This window comes from Microcoleus anatoxicus, from assembly GCF_042465725.1.
Classification (GTDB): domain Bacteria; phylum Cyanobacteriota; class Cyanobacteriia; order Cyanobacteriales; family Microcoleaceae; genus Microcoleus; species Microcoleus anatoxicus.
The window spans coordinates 6482121-6501700 of sequence record NZ_CP120853.1 but is presented as its reverse complement, the minus strand read 5'-3'; the positions used below and the strand labels follow the sequence as shown (position 1 = coordinate 6501700).

Annotated in this window: 16 protein-coding genes and 1 tRNA gene; 3 read left to right on the top strand and 14 right to left on the bottom strand. The window is 44.0% G+C overall.

What is annotated here, in order from left to right:
• Positions 1 to 57: 57 nt before the first annotated feature.
• From P2A85_RS28280 to P2A85_RS28270, 3 genes are all read right to left on the bottom strand, one after another.
• On the bottom strand, positions 58 to 1014 hold the full coding sequence (locus P2A85_RS28280; protein WP_377476781.1) for a glycosyltransferase family 2 protein: 957 nt from the start codon (positions 1012 to 1014) through the stop codon (positions 58 to 60).
• Positions 1015 to 1097: 83 nt separating this feature from the next.
• A complete protein-coding gene (locus P2A85_RS28275) occupies positions 1098 to 2243 on the bottom strand; it encodes an RNA-guided endonuclease InsQ/TnpB family protein (RefSeq protein WP_377476780.1) in 1146 nt (381 codons plus the stop codon).
• A 160-nt stretch (positions 2244 to 2403) separates the two neighbouring features.
• The gene (locus P2A85_RS28270; protein WP_377476779.1) at positions 2404 to 3372 is read right to left on the bottom strand and encodes a glycosyltransferase family 2 protein; all 969 of its coding nucleotides are present in this window, start codon (positions 3370 to 3372) and stop codon (positions 2404 to 2406) included.
• A 161-nt stretch (positions 3373 to 3533) separates the two neighbouring features.
• On the opposite strand from P2A85_RS28270, the gene cobU reads away from it, so the two are divergent.
• The 3 genes from cobU to P2A85_RS28255 all read left to right on the top strand — a co-directional run bounded on the left by cobU (position 3534) and on the right by P2A85_RS28255 (position 6988).
• Positions 3534 to 4097 (top strand): bifunctional adenosylcobinamide kinase/adenosylcobinamide-phosphate guanylyltransferase, encoded by a 564-nt coding sequence (gene cobU / locus P2A85_RS28265; RefSeq protein WP_377476778.1) that lies wholly within the window; start codon positions 3534 to 3536, stop codon positions 4095 to 4097.
• Positions 4098 to 4378: 281 nt separating this feature from the next.
• The gene (locus P2A85_RS28260) at positions 4379 to 4801 is read left to right on the top strand and encodes a hypothetical protein (protein ID WP_377476777.1); all 423 of its coding nucleotides are present in this window, start codon (positions 4379 to 4381) and stop codon (positions 4799 to 4801) included.
• Positions 4802 to 4906: 105 nt separating this feature from the next.
• Positions 4907 to 6988, top strand: coding sequence for an ABC1 kinase family protein (locus tag P2A85_RS28255; protein WP_377476776.1), 2082 nt, complete (start codon positions 4907 to 4909; stop codon positions 6986 to 6988).
• A 244-nt stretch (positions 6989 to 7232) separates the two neighbouring features.
• On the opposite strand, the gene P2A85_RS28250 is transcribed toward P2A85_RS28255, so the two are convergent.
• The 11 genes from P2A85_RS28250 to P2A85_RS28200 all read right to left on the bottom strand — a co-directional run bounded on the left by P2A85_RS28250 (position 7233) and on the right by P2A85_RS28200 (position 19561).
• Positions 7233 to 8435, bottom strand: coding sequence for a Coenzyme F420 hydrogenase/dehydrogenase, beta subunit C-terminal domain (locus P2A85_RS28250; protein ID WP_377476775.1), 1203 nt, complete (start codon positions 8433 to 8435; stop codon positions 7233 to 7235).
• 333 nt (positions 8436 to 8768) lie between these two features.
• Positions 8769 to 10298 (bottom strand): slipin family protein, encoded by a 1530-nt coding sequence (locus tag P2A85_RS28245; RefSeq protein ID WP_377476774.1) that lies wholly within the window; start codon positions 10296 to 10298, stop codon positions 8769 to 8771.
• 138 nt (positions 10299 to 10436) lie between these two features.
• Positions 10437 to 10664, bottom strand: coding sequence for a hypothetical protein (locus P2A85_RS28240; RefSeq protein WP_377476773.1), 228 nt, complete (start codon positions 10662 to 10664; stop codon positions 10437 to 10439).
• A gap of 108 nt (positions 10665 to 10772) precedes the next feature.
• Positions 10773 to 10843, bottom strand: a tRNA-Ile gene (locus P2A85_RS28235).
• Positions 10844 to 11018: 175 nt separating this feature from the next.
• Complete coding sequence (locus P2A85_RS28230; RefSeq protein WP_377476772.1) at positions 11019 to 12083, bottom strand: reverse transcriptase family protein; 1065 nt, start codon at positions 12081 to 12083, stop codon at positions 11019 to 11021.
• A 389-nt stretch (positions 12084 to 12472) separates the two neighbouring features.
• Positions 12473 to 12976, bottom strand: a complete 504-nt coding sequence (locus P2A85_RS28225) for a hypothetical protein (RefSeq protein ID WP_377476771.1) — start codon at positions 12974 to 12976, stop codon at positions 12473 to 12475.
• Between the two features lie 110 nt (positions 12977 to 13086).
• The gene (locus P2A85_RS28220; protein ID WP_293220591.1) at positions 13087 to 13581 is read right to left on the bottom strand and encodes a hypothetical protein; all 495 of its coding nucleotides are present in this window, start codon (positions 13579 to 13581) and stop codon (positions 13087 to 13089) included.
• 156 nt (positions 13582 to 13737) lie between these two features.
• Positions 13738 to 14223 carry a hypothetical protein gene (locus tag P2A85_RS28215; protein WP_377476770.1) on the bottom strand — a complete coding sequence of 162 codons (486 nt, stop codon included), beginning with the start codon at positions 14221 to 14223 and terminating at the stop codon, positions 13738 to 13740.
• A 53-nt stretch (positions 14224 to 14276) separates the two neighbouring features.
• A complete protein-coding gene (locus tag P2A85_RS28210; protein ID WP_377476769.1) occupies positions 14277 to 14771 on the bottom strand; it encodes a hypothetical protein in 495 nt (164 codons plus the stop codon).
• Between the two features lie 50 nt (positions 14772 to 14821).
• A complete protein-coding gene (locus tag P2A85_RS28205) occupies positions 14822 to 15313 on the bottom strand; it encodes a hypothetical protein (RefSeq protein ID WP_377476768.1) in 492 nt (163 codons plus the stop codon).
• A gap of 12 nt (positions 15314 to 15325) precedes the next feature.
• Positions 15326 to 19561 (bottom strand): dockerin type I domain-containing protein, encoded by a 4236-nt coding sequence (locus tag P2A85_RS28200; RefSeq protein WP_377476767.1) that lies wholly within the window; start codon positions 19559 to 19561, stop codon positions 15326 to 15328.
• Positions 19562 to 19580: the final 19 nt, after the last annotated feature.

Here is a 19580-nt window from a genome sequence, read left to right as displayed (position 1 = left end):
TATGTTTTTTGATTGGGGATTATTAATTATAAAAAAGTATGTTTGCAGTGCAAAATCTCACGGTGATTTAACTTCTGTCTCCTGACTTCTAACCACCGGGGGTGACAAATTAGGCTGGGGTTCTGCCACATTCAATTGACCCCCACAACAACGCAATTCGTAAAGTTTTGCATTAATTTGATACTCATACTGACTCAATAACCTTGCATAAATATAGCCAGCTTTTCCATCCAAAAAGCCGAGCTGAATAAAGTAAAATAAAATAAATCTCAGCATTGGTTTCAAAGGCAGCCGCACCCAAACTTTTTTGAGAAATCGCTTACGCTGCACTGCATCTCCAAATAAGTTAGCACCAATAGTGCCGCTGTCGTCCCGCCCTTCAATAATATTGTAATAAACACGAGCTTCCCAATTAGAATAGCGGTTGTGCCTTTCTATCCAATGAAATAAATCGCGGTAATCCTCGTGAATCATATCATTTTTTAAGTATCCCACTGGACCTGCTAAAATGACGTGTTCGTGAACTTCGTTGTCGCCAGTATTGGGTACGGATTCAGTCCCCAGATTTTCGTAACGACCTTTTTGATGCTTGAACAAACGCAAGTTCCAGTCTGGATATCTACCTCCGTAACGCAGCCATTGTCCTAAAAATAAAACTTTGCGATTGAGGTAGTAACCCTCTAAATTGGGGTCTTGAATGACTTCGGCAATTTCATCCCAAAGTTCTGGGGGAATCCGCTCGTCACAATCGACAATTAATACCCATTCGTTACGAAAGGGCAGGTTGTCTAAAGACCAATTTTTCTTTTTTGGCCAGCGGTTATCGAAGTAGAATTGCACTACTTTTGCGCCACTACTGATGGCGATTTCTACCGTTAAATCGCTACTTTGGGAATCAACTAGAAAAACTTCATCGGCCCTGGCAATGCTCGCCAGACACGCAGGTAGATTAAGTTCTTCGTCTTTTGCCGGAATGAGAACCGAAACCGGAATCTTGGATGGACTAGAGGTCATAATCGAGTGGTTAAAACTGAATGCGGTCGAGTTGTGATGGTTGACATACTCCCCGGCGTGAACGCGCGGGGATTCTTGACACTTCACGGAGATGTGCCACAAGTGGTCTTACCTTCTCTCTGTGTCCGTTTAGAGTCGTGGCAATGCCCTATCCCGACTTTGTTTATATTCTTGGCTGCATTCTCATCGCGATCGTGTTCGATACCGCAATTCAAGCATTGAACCGAGCGGATTTTTAAATCCAATTTTCCCCATCTAAAACCGCAATTTGAACAGCTTTGACTTGTTGGTTCCCAGCGACTAATTACCCTAAACTCTCTGCCAAACTTTTCAGACTGACGCTCGCATAAAGTCCTAAACTCGTACCATCCCTGTTGGCTAATCGCCCTGGCAAGTTTCCGATTTTTGACCATACCAGACACGTTCAAATCTTCCAAAACAATTACTTGGTTATCGCTAACTATTTTGGTTGACAGTTTGTGCAAAAAGTCTTTACGGGTATCTGCAATTTGATTGTGCAGTTTGGCTATTTGAATCCGAGTTTTATTTCTGCGTTTTGAGTCCTTGGATTGTCTTGCTAGCTTGCGCTGTAGTTTACGAATCTTTCGGTCTAGTTTTTTGTAGTTTGGACTTTGGGCTGATGTTCCATCACTCATCATTGCAAAGGTTTTAATGCCCAGAACGATGCCGATGCTGTGGTTTTTAGCTTCGACAATATCGGAATTAATCTCTACAACAAAGCTCAGGAAATAACGGTTGGCGCAGTCTTTGATTGCTGTGACACAGCTAGGGTTTGATGGCAGTTGTCTCGACCAGATAGGACTAACATTTCCGATTTTTGCCAGATAGACGGACTCACCTTTGATAGAAAAACCCGATTTGACAAAAGTTGCAGATTGACTGTTAGTCTTTTTTTTGAACCTGGGTTGACCGACTTTTTTGCCTTTCCTTTTCCCTTTTAGAGAGTCAAAATAGTTTTTGTAAGCAACATCTAATTGTTTGAGGGATTGCTGTAATGGCACGGATGATACATCGTTTAACCAGGCTCTCTCTTCTGTCTTTTTAGATAGAGTTAGAGATTTGGATAGAGTATTGTAGCCGGGATATTTGCCTGACTTGCTTTGAGTTAAGGCATCATTCCAAACAACTCTCACGCAACCAAACAACTGCGCTAAACTTTGGCGTTGTTGAGTGGTAGGATAGAATCTGTATTGGAATCTTGCTTTCATTGTTTGTCCTTTGTTTTACTATTCCATTCTAACAGGCTCGGTAAAATCTACCAAAGAATTAAAGCCGTCCTTAAGGACGGGGTTTTCAACCCAATTTTTTGATAAAATTGCGATCGGTACCGCCGCGGAACCCTACACAGCGAAGGATATTGCCTATAGCCTAATGCCTCTGGGTCGATTTCGGTGGAAAAATTATGCCACGGACGGCTGCACTTAAATAACCAATTTGACCCCAGACAAAAACCAAATTTTCAAAGCGCAGTCCTGGGTTTTTAATGTATTTAAAAGACTTGTACGCACCCCTGAGTATTCTTTCGCCCCCGCGCCAAAGCTGACTGATACCGGCTCGATCGCACAATTGTTCCCGGTAACACTCGCTGATGCCTTGCCACCACCCGCGCTCGATAAACCAAGCTTTGTGCAGTCGCGAGGGATCTACATTGTGAAGCACTAAAGCCTCCGGTACATAGATTACTTGCCAACCTAGCTCTAATGCTAGTTCTGTGGCCCGCAATTCTTCATTTGACAACAATTTGTTGCCGATTCTACCGAGTTTGACATCAAAACCGCCAATTTGTTGTAAAAAAGAGCGTCGGATTGAGTAGTTTACACCCCTGGGAGTTAATCCGGCTACCGTTATGTAGATGCACTTTTCTCCTAAATCATATGCTCCCAAATTTTGGGCTAATCCGGCGGACAGCCAGTTGGGAGGGCTGACTCCAGAAGGCCACAGCAAATTGACTTTACCACCGGCTACGGCCAATTTTGGATTGCTTTGATAGGCACTGTATAGCACCCTGAGCCAATCGGACTCGGCCACGGCATCGTCATCGAGATAGGCTAAAATTTCACTGCCAGCTTCCTTTGCGCCCCTGTTGCGGGCTACGGACAAACCTAGTTCGGGTTCCCAAATGTACTTGAGTAGGGGATTAGGGAGTCTTGCTTCTACCACTTGGCGGGTTCGTGTTTTTGAGCTACCAGGAGTTTCAAAATCGCTAGAAGCGTTATCCACTACGACTATTTCAAAGTTGTCAGGAAAATCCTGCACCAGTAAACTGTCGATCGCAGCACCTAGATAGCTGTGACGATTGTGGGTACAAATTATTGCTGATATCTGAGGTTTTGACATAAATAACAGCATAGGAATTGCTAGGGTTGTCGATCGAGTTAGTCCGATCTTGTCTCATTAATGTTATTATCCCTTAAAAATGACTCTTGGCAATTACTCAAGGTAAATTAGACTAAGAAATAACTACCCACAAATAACCACCCATACATAACAATTAACTAATGACTAAAATCCGTGGTTCAAGACAAATAGTCTTAGTAACCGGACCAGCCAGATCGGGCAAAAGTGAATGGGCAGAAACTATGGCAGTAAATTCTGGAAAATCAGTAATTTATGTGGCTACAGGCGAAGTTAACCAGGCAGATACGGAATGGCAAAATCGCATTGAGCGTCACAAAAATCGCCGTCCGCCTGATTGGAAAACTGTAGAAGTGCTCCGGGAATTGTCAGCAGTTGTACGATCGACCGATCGCTCAAATTGCTTGTTAATTGATTCCCTAGGAACTTGGACGGCAAATCTTTTGGAACAAGAAGCCACTGTTTGGGAACAGACACAACAAGATTTCCTTGCTAGTTTACACTCCGCCATGGCCGATGTAATTTTGGTAGGAGAGGAAACCGGATGGGGAGTAGTGCCTGCTTATCCAGCGGGAAGGCTATTTCGCGATCGCCTCGGCACTCTTGTCCGCCACATCGGGGCGATCGCCGATGGTGTTTATCTCGCCACCGGAGGTTACGCCTTGAATCTCACCGCTCTGGGTACAAGGCTTCCCGCTACCAAATAACACTCCGACGGGCGATCGACTTTAGAGAAAATATAAGTTTCAAACTCCACACAATGAGTTAAAATCAGATAAATACTCCACCTTCACAAAAAACTCTACCTGAGATAATTATTCCTCCATAAATATCTCCCTAGCCACAGGACCTAAATTGCCAAACAAAATCAAGACTTTGTTTCCAGACATACCCCTTAAGGAGGAAGTTTTATTGTTGCTAAAATAGGTTAAAAATGAAACAGGAAAGTCTACAATAAACAATTGCTTGAAAGGTTGAATAAAAGCTTATGGCATCAGAATATCAAGTGAGAAAATATATTGCTTACTGGTTTCAGCTAGGCAAAAAAGTATTAATTCGCAACGGTTCCGAAGCACTGCTGCCCAAACCAGTAATTACGGGCGATCGCTACAGTCAAGAATTTGAAGAATGCTGGCAAAAAATAGTCTCCCCCGACAGCGGAGACTGTTATCTCGAAGGCACAAAGGAAACCATAGGCGAACTACTGACACCTGCTTGGGAAATCAGTCCCTGCGCCCGTTGTGCCATGCCCGTACCCTTGCGGGATTCGGGAATGCCGGCCGAGTGCTGTCCCTGTAACGACTTAGCCCACTGGCCCAATACGGAAATACCTCAACCTCGATCGCCAGTCAGCACCCAATTGCAACTGTCAGGAATTCGCGATCGACTCCTCAACTTAAGCCACGAGTAGCAGTTACGAAAATCTTCTTTTTCCTTTTCCTTTTTGACTCTTCCGTCTTCCTTCATCCTTAAATTGTTACAATATGTTTACAATGCTTCACACTAGGTCTGAGTTATGAATGTCAAGACTGTATCGCCAGCCTCCCCGCCAACTTATGCAAATTCTGCGACTCAGCCTGTACTCGGCAATCTCAAAGATGCAAACACCATTCCCCTGCCAGCAGTACCAGTAGCAATAGAGACAGACACCGTAACCTCCGAAGTCCTCAAATCAGCCAGAGACATAGCTTTCGAGTTAGCCGGAGAAGCTGTTCGATACGATCCAGTGGCGATCGCAGCCGAATACCAAAATCGCCCTCTAGAAGTCTGGGGAAGACTACTGAGTGTGATTTGGACATTTTTCGGCTTTACCTTCAGTTTATGGTTCGACGGCAAAACAGGCCGCACCGCCACCAACGAAAAGCGTCGCGCCGCCAGACTACGAGAAATTCTCAGTCAACTAGGCCCAGCTTTCATCAAAATCGGACAAGCACTTTCAACCAGACCCGACTTAGTACCGCCAGCATATTTAGAAGAACTCACAACACTGCAAGACCAATTACCACCCTTTCCCAACGAAGTAGCATATAGATTTATAGAAGAAGAATTGGGTGCCCACCCCAGAGAAATCTACGCAGAAATCAGCCCCGATCCCATCGCCGCAGCATCTCTCGGACAAGTCTACAAAGGCAAACTCAAAACCGGAGAAACCGTCGCGATCAAAGTCCAACGACCAGGCTTAGCCGAAAACATTGGTTTAGACATCTACATCCTGCGGCGCGTCGCACTGTGGGCACAAAACAACTTCAAAATGATTCGCAGCGACCTCGCAGGAATTATGGACGAATTGGGCGAACGCATTTACGAAGAAATGGACTACACCCACGAAGGACAAAATGCCGAACGTTTTAGAGAACTCTACGGCCACCTTAAAGATATTTACGTTCCCCGTATCTACTGGCAATATACCCGCCGCCGCGTCTTGACAATGGAGTGGATCACCGGCATCAAACTCACCAATTTAGAAGCCGTCAAAGCTCAAGGAATCGACGCTCCTTACTTAATTGAAGTGGGAGTGCAATGCTCCCTCAGACAACTCCTGGAACACGGGTTTTTTCACGCTGACCCCCATCCAGGCAATCTTTTGGCAACTCCCGACGGTAAGTTAGCTTATCTCGACTTCGGCATGATGAGCGAAGTGAAACCATATCAAAGATACGGCCTATTAGAAGCTGTAGTCCATTTAGTGAATCGCGACTTTGAAGGTTTAGCCAAAGATTATGTCAAGTTAGATTTTTTAACACCAGACACCGATTTAACACCCATTATTCCCGCCTTGGCTAGAGTGTTTAACAATGCTTTAGGTGCTAGCGTCGCCGAACTCAATTTCAAAAGCATTACAGACGAACTATCGGCAGTGATGTACGAATATCCCTTCCGAGTTCCAGCCTACTATGCTTTGATTATTCGATCGCTCGTCACCTTAGAAGGCATTGCAATCAACGTTGACCCCGAATTTAAAGTCCTCAGCAAAGCCTATCCCTACGTCGCAAAACGGCTGTTAAGCGACCCCGCACCAGAATTGAGAACATCTCTGCAAGAGTTGTTATTCAAACAAGGAGAATTCCGCTGGAATCGGTTAGAAAACTTACTCAACAATGCCCGCGATAGTGAAGACTACGACATCAGCAAAATCCTGAACCAAGCATTAGACTATTTATTTTCTCAAAGAGGAGACTTTATTCGCGATCGCATAGTCCTGGAATTAGTCAAAAGTCTCGACACACTTTCCAACAACGCCTTTGCTAATGCTAAATCAGTAGTCGGCGAATGGTTTGGAGTCAAACCAAATCCACCGATGGTTTCACAAACGGAACAAAAAAACCTAGAACACATCAAACGAATTTGGGATATTTTGCAATCAACCCCCGGTTTTGACAGCATGAAAGTATTACAACTACTTCCCCAGTTGTTAGTGAAACCAGAAGTGCAAAATATGGGCCAACAAGTAGTAGGCGGTTTAGCTCAAAGAGCAGTGGCTAGGGTAATTCGTGAGTTTTTACTTTCCCAAGAACCGGCGGTGATTTCCGGCGAAATAAACTATCCTAAAACTCCACCTCAGTTGTCTTTGCCGGCGGCTCATAGCAAATCCTATTAATTCCGTAAGGTGTGTCGCTACTGAATCCCGGCACATCGCCATCATCGTTTCAGGCTACGCACCCTACTTTTATTTGGATGATGGGAGCATCCCGATTGTGCATAGGCGAAGCATGACCGCAGACAATTTATTAGTGATAACCAAAGATTTACAGCCGTCATGCTTCGCCCCTACGAATATATTTGCACTCATTGAGATGCACCCTGGATGATTCGGATACTTCCATCCTTGACACCCTCATCAACTAAACGTCAGGTAACTTATACTGACCCACAATCCGCTTAGCAAATTCCGGTACATGATCCTCCAATTTCTCCGGGTAATTCCGCTTCACGTACAGATAATTGCGAGTGAAATGAGAATCAATAGAAAACCTAGCATATTCCAAACCCTTCGGCCCAATTCTCTCAATAAAAACCCCCATTAACTTCGCCGCCCACATCGGCAAAGTCACCCCTTTTTCATAAGCCGGAATGCTTTGCTGCACAGCCTCTTTTCTGTTTCCCTGAGACATCACCGGCTGAGTGTTTAGCTGATCCGTTACCAAGTCTAACATCTCTTGTCCAGTATCATTTCGCACCACAATCCACTGCCAACCGAAAGGTGCACCCATGTAGCCCACAACTAAATCTGCCAAGGAATTGACATAATCAAAACAGCTCAAACAAGAAGGAGCAAAAACATCTTTCAATTCCTTAGTATTCAATCCAAAGAACGGCACTTTTTCCACAGAACCGTCTTCGTGTTTGAAGTGAACATTAAAGTCTTGCATAAATTCATAGGACAAAACTGTTTCTGGAGAACGGCTAGTCGTATCTAAGAATTTTTGCAACCCAGCGCGACTAACATTATCCACACAAGGAGTTCCCAAAACATAGAGCTTTTCTAAACCCAGTTTTTTCTCGACAGTTCGCAAAGCTTGAATTTGACATCCCACCCCAATTACTAACAGCCGCTTCATCCCAGATTTTTCGATTTGTTCCAATACAGAAAGATTGGGAGAGAGAGTTGGTTTGTTGACTTTTGCTGCGAGAATCTCTTCGCGAGTTGTCGCAATAATCGGCATCGGTTGAAAGCGGTCTTCTTTGGTAGTTTGGACGCAAACAACGCCTTCTACAAGGCCTTTTTCGAGCATTTCAATGGCAATTGTGCTCACGATTCCCGTCCACTGAGCGCCTTCTATCGGCTCTTTTTTCCGGGCGGCCATCATGTTTTGACTGACTCCGAAATACCAATCGTCTGGATTGTCGAGATTTCGCGATCGCCCGTGAATCTCTGCTTCCAGTTCTGCGATGTGCTGTGTTAAGAAAGCACAAGATTTCTTGACATAATGAATGTAATATGTATCGCATAAACCGCACTCGCTGCAAAGTTCTTTAGCGGGGCGGCGGCTACCCAGTTTCAGGGCTTTCGATTTTTGGTGCTTAGTAGAATCTATTGCGCTCATCTAAATTACTTATTTTATGCAGATATGGTATTTACGAGAATATCATACCAATTCGGGTTAATTTATTTCTTTATTCTTTCTTTCAGTCCGCGGAGGCGGACTTCGTTTGTGTAGACGCGATTTCAATCGCCGAGTCTAAATAGCTTCGTTTGTGTAGACGCGATTTCAATCGCCGAGTCTAAATAGCTTCGTTTGTGTAGACGCGATTTCAATCGCCGAGTCTAAATAGCTATAGCAATCCTTGCAGGAGTCGTAAATTTTTTACCCCACCCCAACCCTCCCCTTACTAAGGGGAGGGAGTAAGAAATTCACAAATGATTTAGAATTGCTATATCACTCCCGATTAATCCGAATCAAATCCGTCAAAATATTATCCAAGCCCCCATTAACTTGAATCCGGTCGATCTTCTCCGCAATCCGTTCCAAAACCTCCAATTCCTTCAAGCGCAAAGCCACAGGATTATCCTCCATCACCTTCGCAGTATTCAACATACTCCGAGTAGCAGCAGTCTCCTCCCTGCGCCTAACTCCATTTGCTTGAGCCAATTTTTCCGCTTCCACAACCTTGCTCAAAATCGCCTTAATTTCACCAGGTAAAATAATATCTTTGACACCCACAGAATCGACTTCAATACCATAATCTGTGGTTTTAGCGCGGATGTATTCAGATATACTGCGATCGATCGCACTTTTGCTCTCCAGCAACCCATCCAGAGTCTGTTCCCCCACCGCACCACGCAAAGCAAACTGCAATTCCTTGTACAAAAATCCCGTAATATCCGACAAACTATTTTTGGCCATCAGCGGATCTCGGATGCGGTATCCAGCCGTCAAATTCAAGCGCAAAGGTACTTTATCCTTTGACAAGATATCTTGACCAGATACCTCAATATTTTGTAAGCGCAAATCAATTACTTCCGTTTGAAAAGAGCGCCCAAACTTCCACCAAGCATGAATTCCTGGTGGCAATTGCGATTGAAACTCTTGGTTAATATATAATAGTCCAATGTGCTGTGCCGGAACTTCACAAAAGTGCAAATACTGGGCACAGGTTGATAGAGCTTCTGGGGAACCAGCCACCAACTCAGCTATTAAACTATGCTCTAAATGAAGATCTCTATTTATGTCGATTATTTGCACATCAACACCTTGCCAAAATAGCTTGCGGCTTGTGGGTGGTAAAACAGAAATAACTTTTCCTCGATCGCGCACAATGGCAATTTGATTTCCCAGTAATTGCACAAGTTCACAGTAAGCTGCTACAAAATCGGGATGTTTTTCAATTAGGACATTTTCTTGGAAAAATTCAGGATTGGGAATAACTCGGCTCAGATTACGAACTACGACATCTTTATCCACAACAGACCAAAAAGCATATTCTCCTGATTCTAGAGGGCGCACAAAATTATTCTGCACGTACAGTAAACCTAGTTCGTATTCGGAGATTTGAAATTTTTTCAGTCCTTGCAAAGCGAGCGATCGCACTTTTTGCACAAACTCAGCCGGCAATTCTAAATTCTCGTCTAAATTGAAGACATGAGATTCTACTTCAATAAATCCGCGCCAAAATACCCGCAATTGATTCGGTAAAACAGTTACCCAATTTTGACCCAAACGAACTAAAGCTGTTTGATTGAATGCAGTTCTGACAATCGAAAGATGTTCTTGTAATTCGGTTCCGTGGTTTCTTAGTAACAGTTCTAAGTTGTCAATCTTAGCTTCTGGCTGATTTAGATCGTAGCTTTTTAGGTTCCAATGGCTACCAAAATAGGTGTATGTACCGGGCAGCAAAACTTTCTTAAAATCGCTGCGGTGATATAAGATTCCGACTTGATTCGGTTGGATATAAAAGGTTTTCCACATAGAAATTTCAATAGATAATTTGGGCAAACGAAACCAGCGAGGCAGATTTAATTTAAACATCGATCGCCTTTTTGTTTCTGAATGTAATATACATACTACAATATTTTTTTTAACTCTGCAAGTACAAATGTTTACAGTTCAGATGCGGGCATTCAGAGCCTCCCAGACTGGATTAAGATTGTCACTACTTCTGCTAAACCACCTTTCGGCAATCTCGAAAAAGATCGTAATGCTCAAATATGCCGATCGCCCCACCAATCCAGAATCCCCGCAGGAAAACCAAATGCAAGCAAAGCGAAGGAACACACTCAAATCAGGGAGAGATACAGTTGCACTAGCTTCTTGACTGCTAACAAACACTTGCATCACAGAGTAATTAACACAAAACAAGTTTTATGGGATTGAGGTTTTTCCCAAGACCATTAAATTGTCGCCTTGTCCCAAACAAGGTGCCCGTACCCAGGGCCAGGGTGTTGGAAAGTGTAGGAATCGAACCTACTACAAATCGGCGATACACCGATCGCTCTACCAGCGAGCTAACTTTCGGGGGTGAAATAGTTAAAAGCACTGGGCGGTATACGCTGTTAACAAATGTTAGCGCACCGATCGGGCATACAGAACCCGAACCACAGCTTTGTGACTTTTTTACTATTCGATTTCCAGCATAGCACAACGAAAAATCCGTCAGCTAAAATTTTATATAATTTAGTAATTGCGGTATTATTTGCCTTCATATTTTTGCTTGATTCGATAGACACGCAATTGCAATTCCGATCCTTTGCTGGGATCGACCATTGACACGTAATTTGCAAAGCCAGCAATCGCGGCTATTAAATTAGTTGAATTTCCCCATTTTTTACCTGACAATCCCTCTTGCTCTATTTGATAGAGCGTCGCGCGAAAAGCTTTTAAAGTTTTTTTAGATATATTTAATTGCGTGTTGACAACAAAACCTGTTACTTCCTGCTGCACGGATCGCCCCATAATTTTAGTCTTATCGCGATTGATGCTGAAACCCTCAGCAGCAATAATCAATTTAATTTCTCTCATCAAATTAGATATTCGGCGCGGTGCTTCCCCACAGCCCGAAAATGTTAAATCGTCAGCGTACCGCGTATAGCAAAACCCAAGATTTTTAGCCGCGATCGCGATCCGGCTGTCCAGATGACAGCAAATTAAATTTGAAATAGCAGGACTTGCAGGGGAGCCTTGAGGTAAATGACGGTCTCCTGAAGCTGTATAATCAATTTGTCCCTCTTTTTCTATTTCCTTTATTTCAAAAGCGGTACAAATCAATCCGAAAATGTTTGCCGCAGTTTCCGAATAACCCAACTCGCGAAATAATCCTTTGACGCGCTTGTATGAAATTGACTGGAAAAAGTCCTGCAAATCTATTTTAACTAGGATATCTGCACCGACATGAGGTTTAGCGTTGGTGACTGTCGAGCGTTTTTTGCAAAACCCATGCGCTGCACTGTGAACTTCTAATTTTTCTAAAATATTATCTAAAATCCACCTTTGAGCAGACTTAAGGTTGGGGCAAGGCGCCGAAATATTTCTTTCTTCTCCTGTTTTTTTCGAGATTTTGAAGCGGGTGTAATGGGTAATTGTGGATGCTGGACTGTTTAATGTCAAAAAGCGCAGTTTTTCTCTGCTGATTCCCATTGCAAAAGCGATTTCTTCAGCGGTATTGCATTCGGCTAAACCGTGCAATTGTATTTTTTTTGGATGCCCCTCAGCAGATACAGATGTGACGTGCAATTTATATGTAGCTTTATTTGCCATAATTGCTATTTAATCAATCTATAACATACATACTACAATATTTTTTTAACTCTGTCAAGTGCAAGTGTTTGCAATTAAAATGCGGGCATTCAGAGCCTCCAAAACTGGATTAAGATTGTTACCACTTCTCCTAAACCACCCGTAGGTAATCTCGCAAAAGATAGCAATTCTCAAATATGCCGATTGCCCACCAATCCAGAATCCCCGCAGGAAAACCAAATGCAAGCAAAGCGAAGGAACACACTCAAATCAGGGAGAGATACAGTTGCGCGAGCTTCTTAACTGCTATAAACACTTGCTTAACAGAGCTGTCAAATAACGGACTCGAACCGTCTTGGGATTTCTCCCGTGCCATTTTTAGCCTGAAAAGCTACTTTTAGCTTTAAAAGCTACCCGATCGCCCCTGCTTTCAACAATTTCTCTATTTGTGCCTTGAAACTCGGCGGTTTTTGCGCTACAGTCAACCCCAAAGGATTACCACCCGTCGCAAAAATATTAGCAGCAATCTTCGGATTAGCTTTGTCGATGGCTAGCGTTGCCAAGTTCTTACCACCAGGATTTTCAACAGTAAGAAACCTGCGGCCAGTGTTAATAGCTGCATTTAAGCACCCAGCATCTATACAAGGATCGCCAGTGCGAGGTTCCTTTTCCCACTCACTCAACAAATCACCGATTAGGTGGGGTTGGGAAACAGAAAGAGCCATAATCCTATCTCCAACTAAGCTCGCTGGCAAAGCTCTTATAGAATCTAGTCGCAACTCATTAACATCCAGGCTTTCTAGCGTCTGGTAGATACTTTCTTCGTGTCCAGCAGCAGTTGCCAGCAGTTGCCAGCGACCGTCGATTCGTTGCAAGCTTGCTTGCTTTAGTTGCTCTAGTAAGCTGTTAGTCATTTAAATTATTGCTTGAACCTTTTACACCACGGGGTCTGAGCCACAAATAGTGCAGTTTGAATGTCGAACAGCTTAAGATACTATCAAAGTAGATGTTTTTCCCAGATAAATTAACTTCCGTATACCCCTAATACCCGAAGGTACACAATAACAGTTTTTTCACTTACCAGGTCTACCAGTATCTGACTTTGCCAGACTTTACCTGAGTTATCCTCACGAATTATACCTGATAAGTAGTTCTTTGCATTGTCTGGCGTCCACCAGCGTTTCCACGCCAAGTGAGCGGTTCCCAGTTCACGGCCATCATTAAGTTTTGCCTTCCCCTCATAACCTGCTTCTGTTAAGAACTTATCTAATTCTATGCGGTTCATCGTGAACCGCACAGAAATCAGACGGCCACGCTCTTTGTCATCGTCAACGTGCAAATCTCGATAGCTTTTGGGCAAAATAATCCGAGTGAATGATTGCACTTCTTCAATATCAACAGGCATTTGAGATGCTTGAGTCTCTGGTTCAGAGACTTTGGTAGAAGTTGCAATTGAACAACTACTTAACTGAAATAAAGTCAGAATAACACTGGTAATAATCGCTCCTTTTTTGATCACATAATCCTCCTAAATACGCGACTTATATTCTCCTGTTACTTTATATTCCTGGGCAAGACCCGCTTGATGAAGACTTCCCAGAACCTCATCTTTGATTGGCACTGCTAAAAAGTTTACCTCTTTACCTTGATCCCATCCGAATCGTCCACATACAGATCAAGATGCCTCTAATACCAGAAGATATACAATAACGGTTTGCTCACTTGCAAGGTCTACCCGCATCTTACTTTGCCAGACTAGACCTGAGTTCTCCTCACGAATTCTACCTGATAAGTAGTTCTTTGCATTGTCTGGCGTCCACCACTTTTTCCATGAAAGCTGACCGTTTCCCAGCTCACGGCTATCATTAAGTTTTACCTTTCCCTTGTAACCTGCTGCTATCAAAAACTCTTCCAATTCAGAACGATCCATTGTAAATCGCACAGCCATCAGCCGTCCGCGCTCTTTGTTGTCATAAACGTGCAATTCTCGGTAACTTTTGGGTAGAGTAATCCGAGTAAATGATTGCACTTCTTCAATATCAACCGGCATTTCAGATGCTTGAGTCTCTGGCTCAGAGACTTTGGTAAAAGTTGCGTTTGAACAACTACCTAACTGAAATAAAGTCAGCATCATACTGGCCATAAGCGCTGCTTTCTTCATAACCTAAAGCTCCTCAAAGGGACTATCAAAGTTCGATGTTTTTCCCAGATAAATTAACTTCCGTATACCCCTAATACCCGAAGGTACACAATAACAGTTTTTTCACTTACCAGGTCTACCAGTATCTGACTTTGCCAGACTTTACCTGAGTTATCCTCACGAATTATACCTGATAAGTAGTTCTTTGCATTGTCTGGCGTCCACCAGCGTTTCCACGCCAAGTGAGCGGTTCCCAGTTCACGGCCATCATTAAGTTTTGCCTTCCCCTCATAACCTGCTTCTGTTAAGAACCTATCTAATTCTATGCGGTTCATCGTGAACCGCACAGAAATCAGACGGCCACGCTCTTTGTCATCGTCAACGTGCAAATCTCGATAGCTTTTGGGCAAAATAATCCGAGTGAATGATTGCACTTCTTCAATATCAACAGGCATTTGAGATGCTTGAGTCTCTGGTTCAGAGACTTTGGTAGAAGTTGCAATTGAACAACTACTTAACTGAAATAAAGTCAGAATAACACTGGTAATAATCGCTCCTTTTTTGATCACATAATCCTCGTAAAAGGGACTATCAAAGATTCATGTCTTTCCCGGAGCAATTAACTTCCATATATCTCTAATACTTGAAGATAGACAGTAACAGTTTGCTCACTTACTAGGTCTATCAAAATTTGGCTTTGCCAAAGCTTACCTTGGCTCTGCTGGTTAATTCTACCTGACAAGTAATTTTTGGCTTTGTCTGGTGTCCACCACCGTTTCCAGGCAAGGTTAGCGGTTCCCAGTTCACGAGTATCATTAAGTTTTACCTTCCCCTTGTAACCTGCTGTTGTTAAAAACTTTTCCAATTCAGAGCGATCCATTGTGAATCGCATGGATATCATACGGCTACGCTCTTTGTCATCGTCAACGTGCAAATCTCGATAGCTTTTGGGTAGGATAATCCGAGTAAATGACTGTACTTCTTCAATATCAACAGGCATTTGGGATGCTTGAGTCTCTGGTTCAGAGACTTTGGTAGAATTTGCATTTGAACAACTACCTAACTGTAATAAAGTCAGCATAACAATAGCAATAATCGCTGCTTTATTCATAACATAATCCTCCTAAATACGCTGCTTATATTCTCCTCTTACTTCATATTCCTGGGCAAGCCCAGCTTGATGAAGACTTCCCAGAATTTCATCCTTGATTGGAACTCCCAGAATCTGTACGTCTTTAGTTTGATCCCAATTGTATTTGTCCCTGATTTGTACGGTAATCTCACCACTAACTGGATCGGCTTGCCACCAGTAGCTGTAATCACCCACTGCAAAGAACCAATCCTCCGATTCATCTCTTCTTACCTGACCAGGTTGTCGGACACCACTAATCAATGTGTTTGGATGTAGATTTTTGCTATTTTTTCTGGCTCTCGCGATGATTTTTTTAGCCTCTTCCACTGCTTTATCTATGTTTTGTTTGACAGTAGGGACTTTCCTAAATTCATTCATGTCAATAGTTAATGGTTGTCCAGAATTCTCCAAATAATGATTCATGTGTCGGCTTGCATTAGGCAAATTTTCAAAATTGCCTAACCCTACTAAACGCGCAAACCAAGCAAAATTAGCACCCCCAGCCACCCCACGAAATATGAGATGAATTTCCCGATCTTCTGGAATTGGTGCTCTGACACCATGAGGTCCCGATCCATCTACTCGAGAAGAATCAAACCGATACCTATCAACTGCCTTATTAAGTAACGCTATGATTTCTGTATCTGCCACCGTCCAATCACCCGTTTCCCCGAACCGACGCAGTATTCGCTCTATGGTAGGATATTTCCCCTGTATGTGTGGTAGTATCCAACGCTTAAGAAAATCGTCTATTTGTTTGAGATTATTCGGTTCGCTGAGTAGCCTTTCAAACTGTTCTAATTCTCTGAGCAGAATGTCCTCAAAATTTTGCGCTACAAGCAACCCCAAAGGATTACCACCCGTCGCAAAACTCTTAGAAACAACCTTCGGATCGATCTTATCAACAGCCACCTTCGTCAAATCTTTACCACCAGGATTTTCAACAGTCTTAATAATTTCCCCCACATCAAAGACGTAAGCATTTCCGCCACCACTGAGCGTAGGATAAGAGCCAATTAGATACTTCCCATCACCAGAAAGAGTCACATTATTAGTTAAAACCCCCGGCACCGGTTCAGTAGCAGCCACTAATTTCGGATTCGGCCCCAACGGATCTTTAATAATCCCAATATTCCCCCCCGCCAGCGGATTAGCATTAGGTTCAAGGATTTTTTTACTATTACGACCGGCCACAAACGCATACTTCCCGTCCTTAGTCATCGTGACAGCCACCCCCTCATTCACCTCAAAGACATTGTTATTATCAGTCAGCGTTAAATTCGTGTAGACAGTTGTAGGAGTCAAATTCAGAGGGTCATCACTCACCGTCAGCACCCCAAAACCGCTTCCGTCTGTGTTCGGATTACCATTAGTAAAAACCATTTTTAGCGGGTCAGGAGTTGCAGCCAACCCCCAAGCCCCTGTAGGAGTCAAAACCTTTCCAATTTGCTCCCCCCACTTCCGGGGATTAGAATTCGGAACCGTCGGTTTGTCTTCTGGGTCGATATTCACAGCGTAAATATAACCATCTGTCGCAGTAGCGAACAGCTTGCGCCCGTCACTGCTAATCGCAATCTGGCGCAGCCCTGATGTCGCATTAACTGGGATAGTCTGAACAACTTGGTTATAACTTAGCGAGTCTGGATTAACATCCAGAACATAAATGCTGCCCCGTTTAGAGTCCGTGATGTAAGCATAATTATCCCAAGGGTCAATAGATATTGCCCCAGGAGATGCACCACTCGGCAAATTAATATCATCGACAGTCGCCGTAGAAGCATCAGCATCAACCGGACGCCGCGCCAACAAATCCACCATCGCCACCCGCCCCGTATATTCCAAAGGTACATAGGCGCGAGTCGCATTACTGGTGACAGCTAACAGTCCCGGACGGTCTAAGGTTGTCCCTACCGTTGTCCCCGGTATCCCCACCGATAAATCCTTGGGAGGCTTCTGTTGCGCGCTTGGAGGGGTCGGAACTGAACTGAGAGCGTCGATTACCTGAATTTTGTCACTAGAGCGCTGTGCTACCAGTATTAGGTCAGAAAATACTGGCTTTAATTGGAGGTCTTCAAAACTCGAACGTTTAACCAGCTCAGAATCAACAGGGCCAGGGCCAAAACGCTCTTTCTGCTGCCGTGAGAGTACAATTTCCGACTCGCCCAGTGGTACGCTGATAGGAGCTTTTATCGCCACTTTATAGCGGTTTTCTCCCAGGGAACTACTGAGTCCCGGTACAACAGTGCCAAAATAACTCTTACCTCCCACCTTAAAGTCAACCTTCAAATCCCCGAAACTCGCGCCCAGATTGCCGTTGAGTCCATTGAGGAAATTGCTACCTGTTAAGAATATTACAGGTTCGCTGTTGGAGAACTCTAGTTGCGCCGACTCCAAGGATGGCGGTTCCAAGGGAATTGCTAGCCCACTGTCTGGCCCATTGATAACTGCTGAAACTGTAGGAACTCCTTGTGTATTGAGTTGTACCTGAGCGTTAGTAACGACAGTTTCTCCAACTTTGGGAATTCCGATTATTTCCAGCGGCTGGTTTGAAGATTGGGCTAAGTAAGCTAATAGTGATGTTGTTGCCTCGAATTGATTTTCTGTGGCTGCGACTGCACCAATTCCACTCGTTTTTGCTCCTAAATAACTATTCTCAAAGTTAAGGTTAGTCGAAAGGTTAATTAGTCCTGAATTAGCTTTTGTGCTGGCGTTAACAATTGAACTGACTGATGGCATTCCTGCGGGCAATAATCCAATTGTATAAGTCCCGCTTTCTGTCACGCCTGGAAAGGGTGGCGAAGTGGTGCGGATGTAGCCGTCTGCACCTACTACTCCTGATTCTTGTATCAGCCAAGTTTCGTTCCAGCTATCAGCCCCAGTCGGTAGCGACCCCTTCCGCATAAATAAAACTTCGGTGCCGACTGGTACGCCAACTGGGGCTGGAATTGCCAACTGGACGGGTAGATTCAAGGGGGTGTTCCCCAAGTCCAAATTGAATCCGCCAGCAAACTCCATGCTGTCGGGGAATGGCAGTGGCAGTGAAGTGCTGCTAAGTGGCGTTATGTTAACTGTTGTATCTTGAGTTAAGGCAGTAGGAGCTACCATTATTTTTGAGCCGTCGCTGCCTTGTACGACTCCGCCATCAACTCCTAAAGTAGCAGGGCCTATCAAAGGCTTTTCTACGCGCACTGGAACTACTTTTTCTGCTGCTCCATCGATGACGGTGACGCTGGCAATTCCTTCACCTACAGCAGTAATTACGCCGTCTGAATTCACTTGCAATACATTGGGGTTGCTGACGAAGTAGCGAGTGCCAGTAGAGCCGAATTTTAGGTCTGGAGAGTCAGTAAGTCCTTCAATTCCTACCAGTAATGAGCGCTTTACTCCTGTTGTTAAAGTCACTGCTTTCGGGTAAACATCCAAACCGTAAATCTCTGCCAGTAGCGCATTCCACTCATCATCGCTGGCAGGAATTGGCATTTCACCTACTCGCGCCGCAGTCACGGCTTGAATGTTGTTGTGGGAGGCTGTAAAAATTGAGGTTCCGTTGGCTAATCCTGTGATTTTTCCGAAGGTGTCAATGGGTGCTATTTCTGGATTTAATGATGTGTATGTTAAGTAAGAATCTGGCAGCACTACGCCTTTTTGGTCGGCGAAGTCTCCGATCACTGTCAATTTTGTATTGTCTCCTGGATAAAGTTGAGGGTTGCGATTGGCGAAGTCTAAGGAAAGTAGCGGAGCTCCGCTGACGTTGACTGTTACTTTTGCTGGTATTCCGGTGTTATAGCCGTCGCTGGCTATGAAGTCAAAGCTGGCGATACCTGAGAATCCGGGTGTGGGTTTGAAGGTTGCTGTTTTGGTAATGGGATCGAATTTTACAGTACCGTTAATTGGGTTGAGCGTGTTGTAGGAGATGGGGTCGTTTTCGGGGTCTGTTGCTTTACCGATTAAGGGTATAATTGTCTCTAATTCTGCATGGGTGTTGGTTGAGAATGGGGAGGTGACTGGTGGTTTGTTGGTGATGAAGCCGAAGTTGTTGTTGAGGAGAGTTTGGTCTACTGAGTTGATGATTCCATCGCGGTTGAGGTCGAGGTTAATTGTATAATTGGGGTCTGTTGCTGTGCTGCCTAGGGCGTTATCTAGCAGTTGTCTGTCTGTTGTATCAACTCGGCCGTCGCTGTTGATATCGCCTGCTACGTTTAGTTTGAGAGTGTATGCGCTACTCAATGCACTGTTGAAGTTAAGC

Excerpts from the sequence above, each read along its gene's own strand:
- P2A85_RS28205 (WP_377476768.1), bottom strand. The coding sequence starts at position 15,313 with ATGAATAAAGCAGCGATTATTGCTATTGTTATGCTGACTTTATTACAG.
- P2A85_RS28280 (WP_377476781.1), bottom strand. The coding sequence starts at position 1,014 with ATGACCTCTAGTCCATCCAAGATTCCGGTTTCGGTTCTCATTCCGGCA.
- P2A85_RS28255 (WP_377476776.1), top strand. The coding sequence starts at position 4,907 with ATGAATGTCAAGACTGTATCGCCAGCCTCCCCGCCAACTTATGCAAAT.
- P2A85_RS28245 (WP_377476774.1), bottom strand. The coding sequence starts at position 10,298 with ATGTGGAAAACCTTTTATATCCAACCGAATCAAGTCGGAATCTTATAT.
- P2A85_RS28260 (WP_377476777.1), top strand. The coding sequence starts at position 4,379 with ATGGCATCAGAATATCAAGTGAGAAAATATATTGCTTACTGGTTTCAG.
- P2A85_RS28275 (WP_377476780.1), bottom strand. The coding sequence starts at position 2,243 with ATGAAAGCAAGATTCCAATACAGATTCTATCCTACCACTCAACAACGC.
- cobU (WP_377476778.1), top strand. The coding sequence starts at position 3,534 with ATGACTAAAATCCGTGGTTCAAGACAAATAGTCTTAGTAACCGGACCA.
- P2A85_RS28240 (WP_377476773.1), bottom strand. The coding sequence starts at position 10,664 with ATGCAAGTGTTTGTTAGCAGTCAAGAAGCTAGTGCAACTGTATCTCTC.
- P2A85_RS28250 (WP_377476775.1), bottom strand. The coding sequence starts at position 8,435 with ATGAGCGCAATAGATTCTACTAAGCACCAAAAATCGAAAGCCCTGAAA.
- P2A85_RS28230 (WP_377476772.1), bottom strand. The coding sequence starts at position 12,083 with ATGGCAAATAAAGCTACATATAAATTGCACGTCACATCTGTATCTGCT.
- P2A85_RS28215 (WP_377476770.1), bottom strand. The coding sequence starts at position 14,223 with ATGAAGAAAGCAGCGCTTATGGCCAGTATGATGCTGACTTTATTTCAG.
- P2A85_RS28225 (WP_377476771.1), bottom strand. The coding sequence starts at position 12,976 with ATGACTAACAGCTTACTAGAGCAACTAAAGCAAGCAAGCTTGCAACGA.
- P2A85_RS28270 (WP_377476779.1), bottom strand. The coding sequence starts at position 3,372 with ATGTCAAAACCTCAGATATCAGCAATAATTTGTACCCACAATCGTCAC.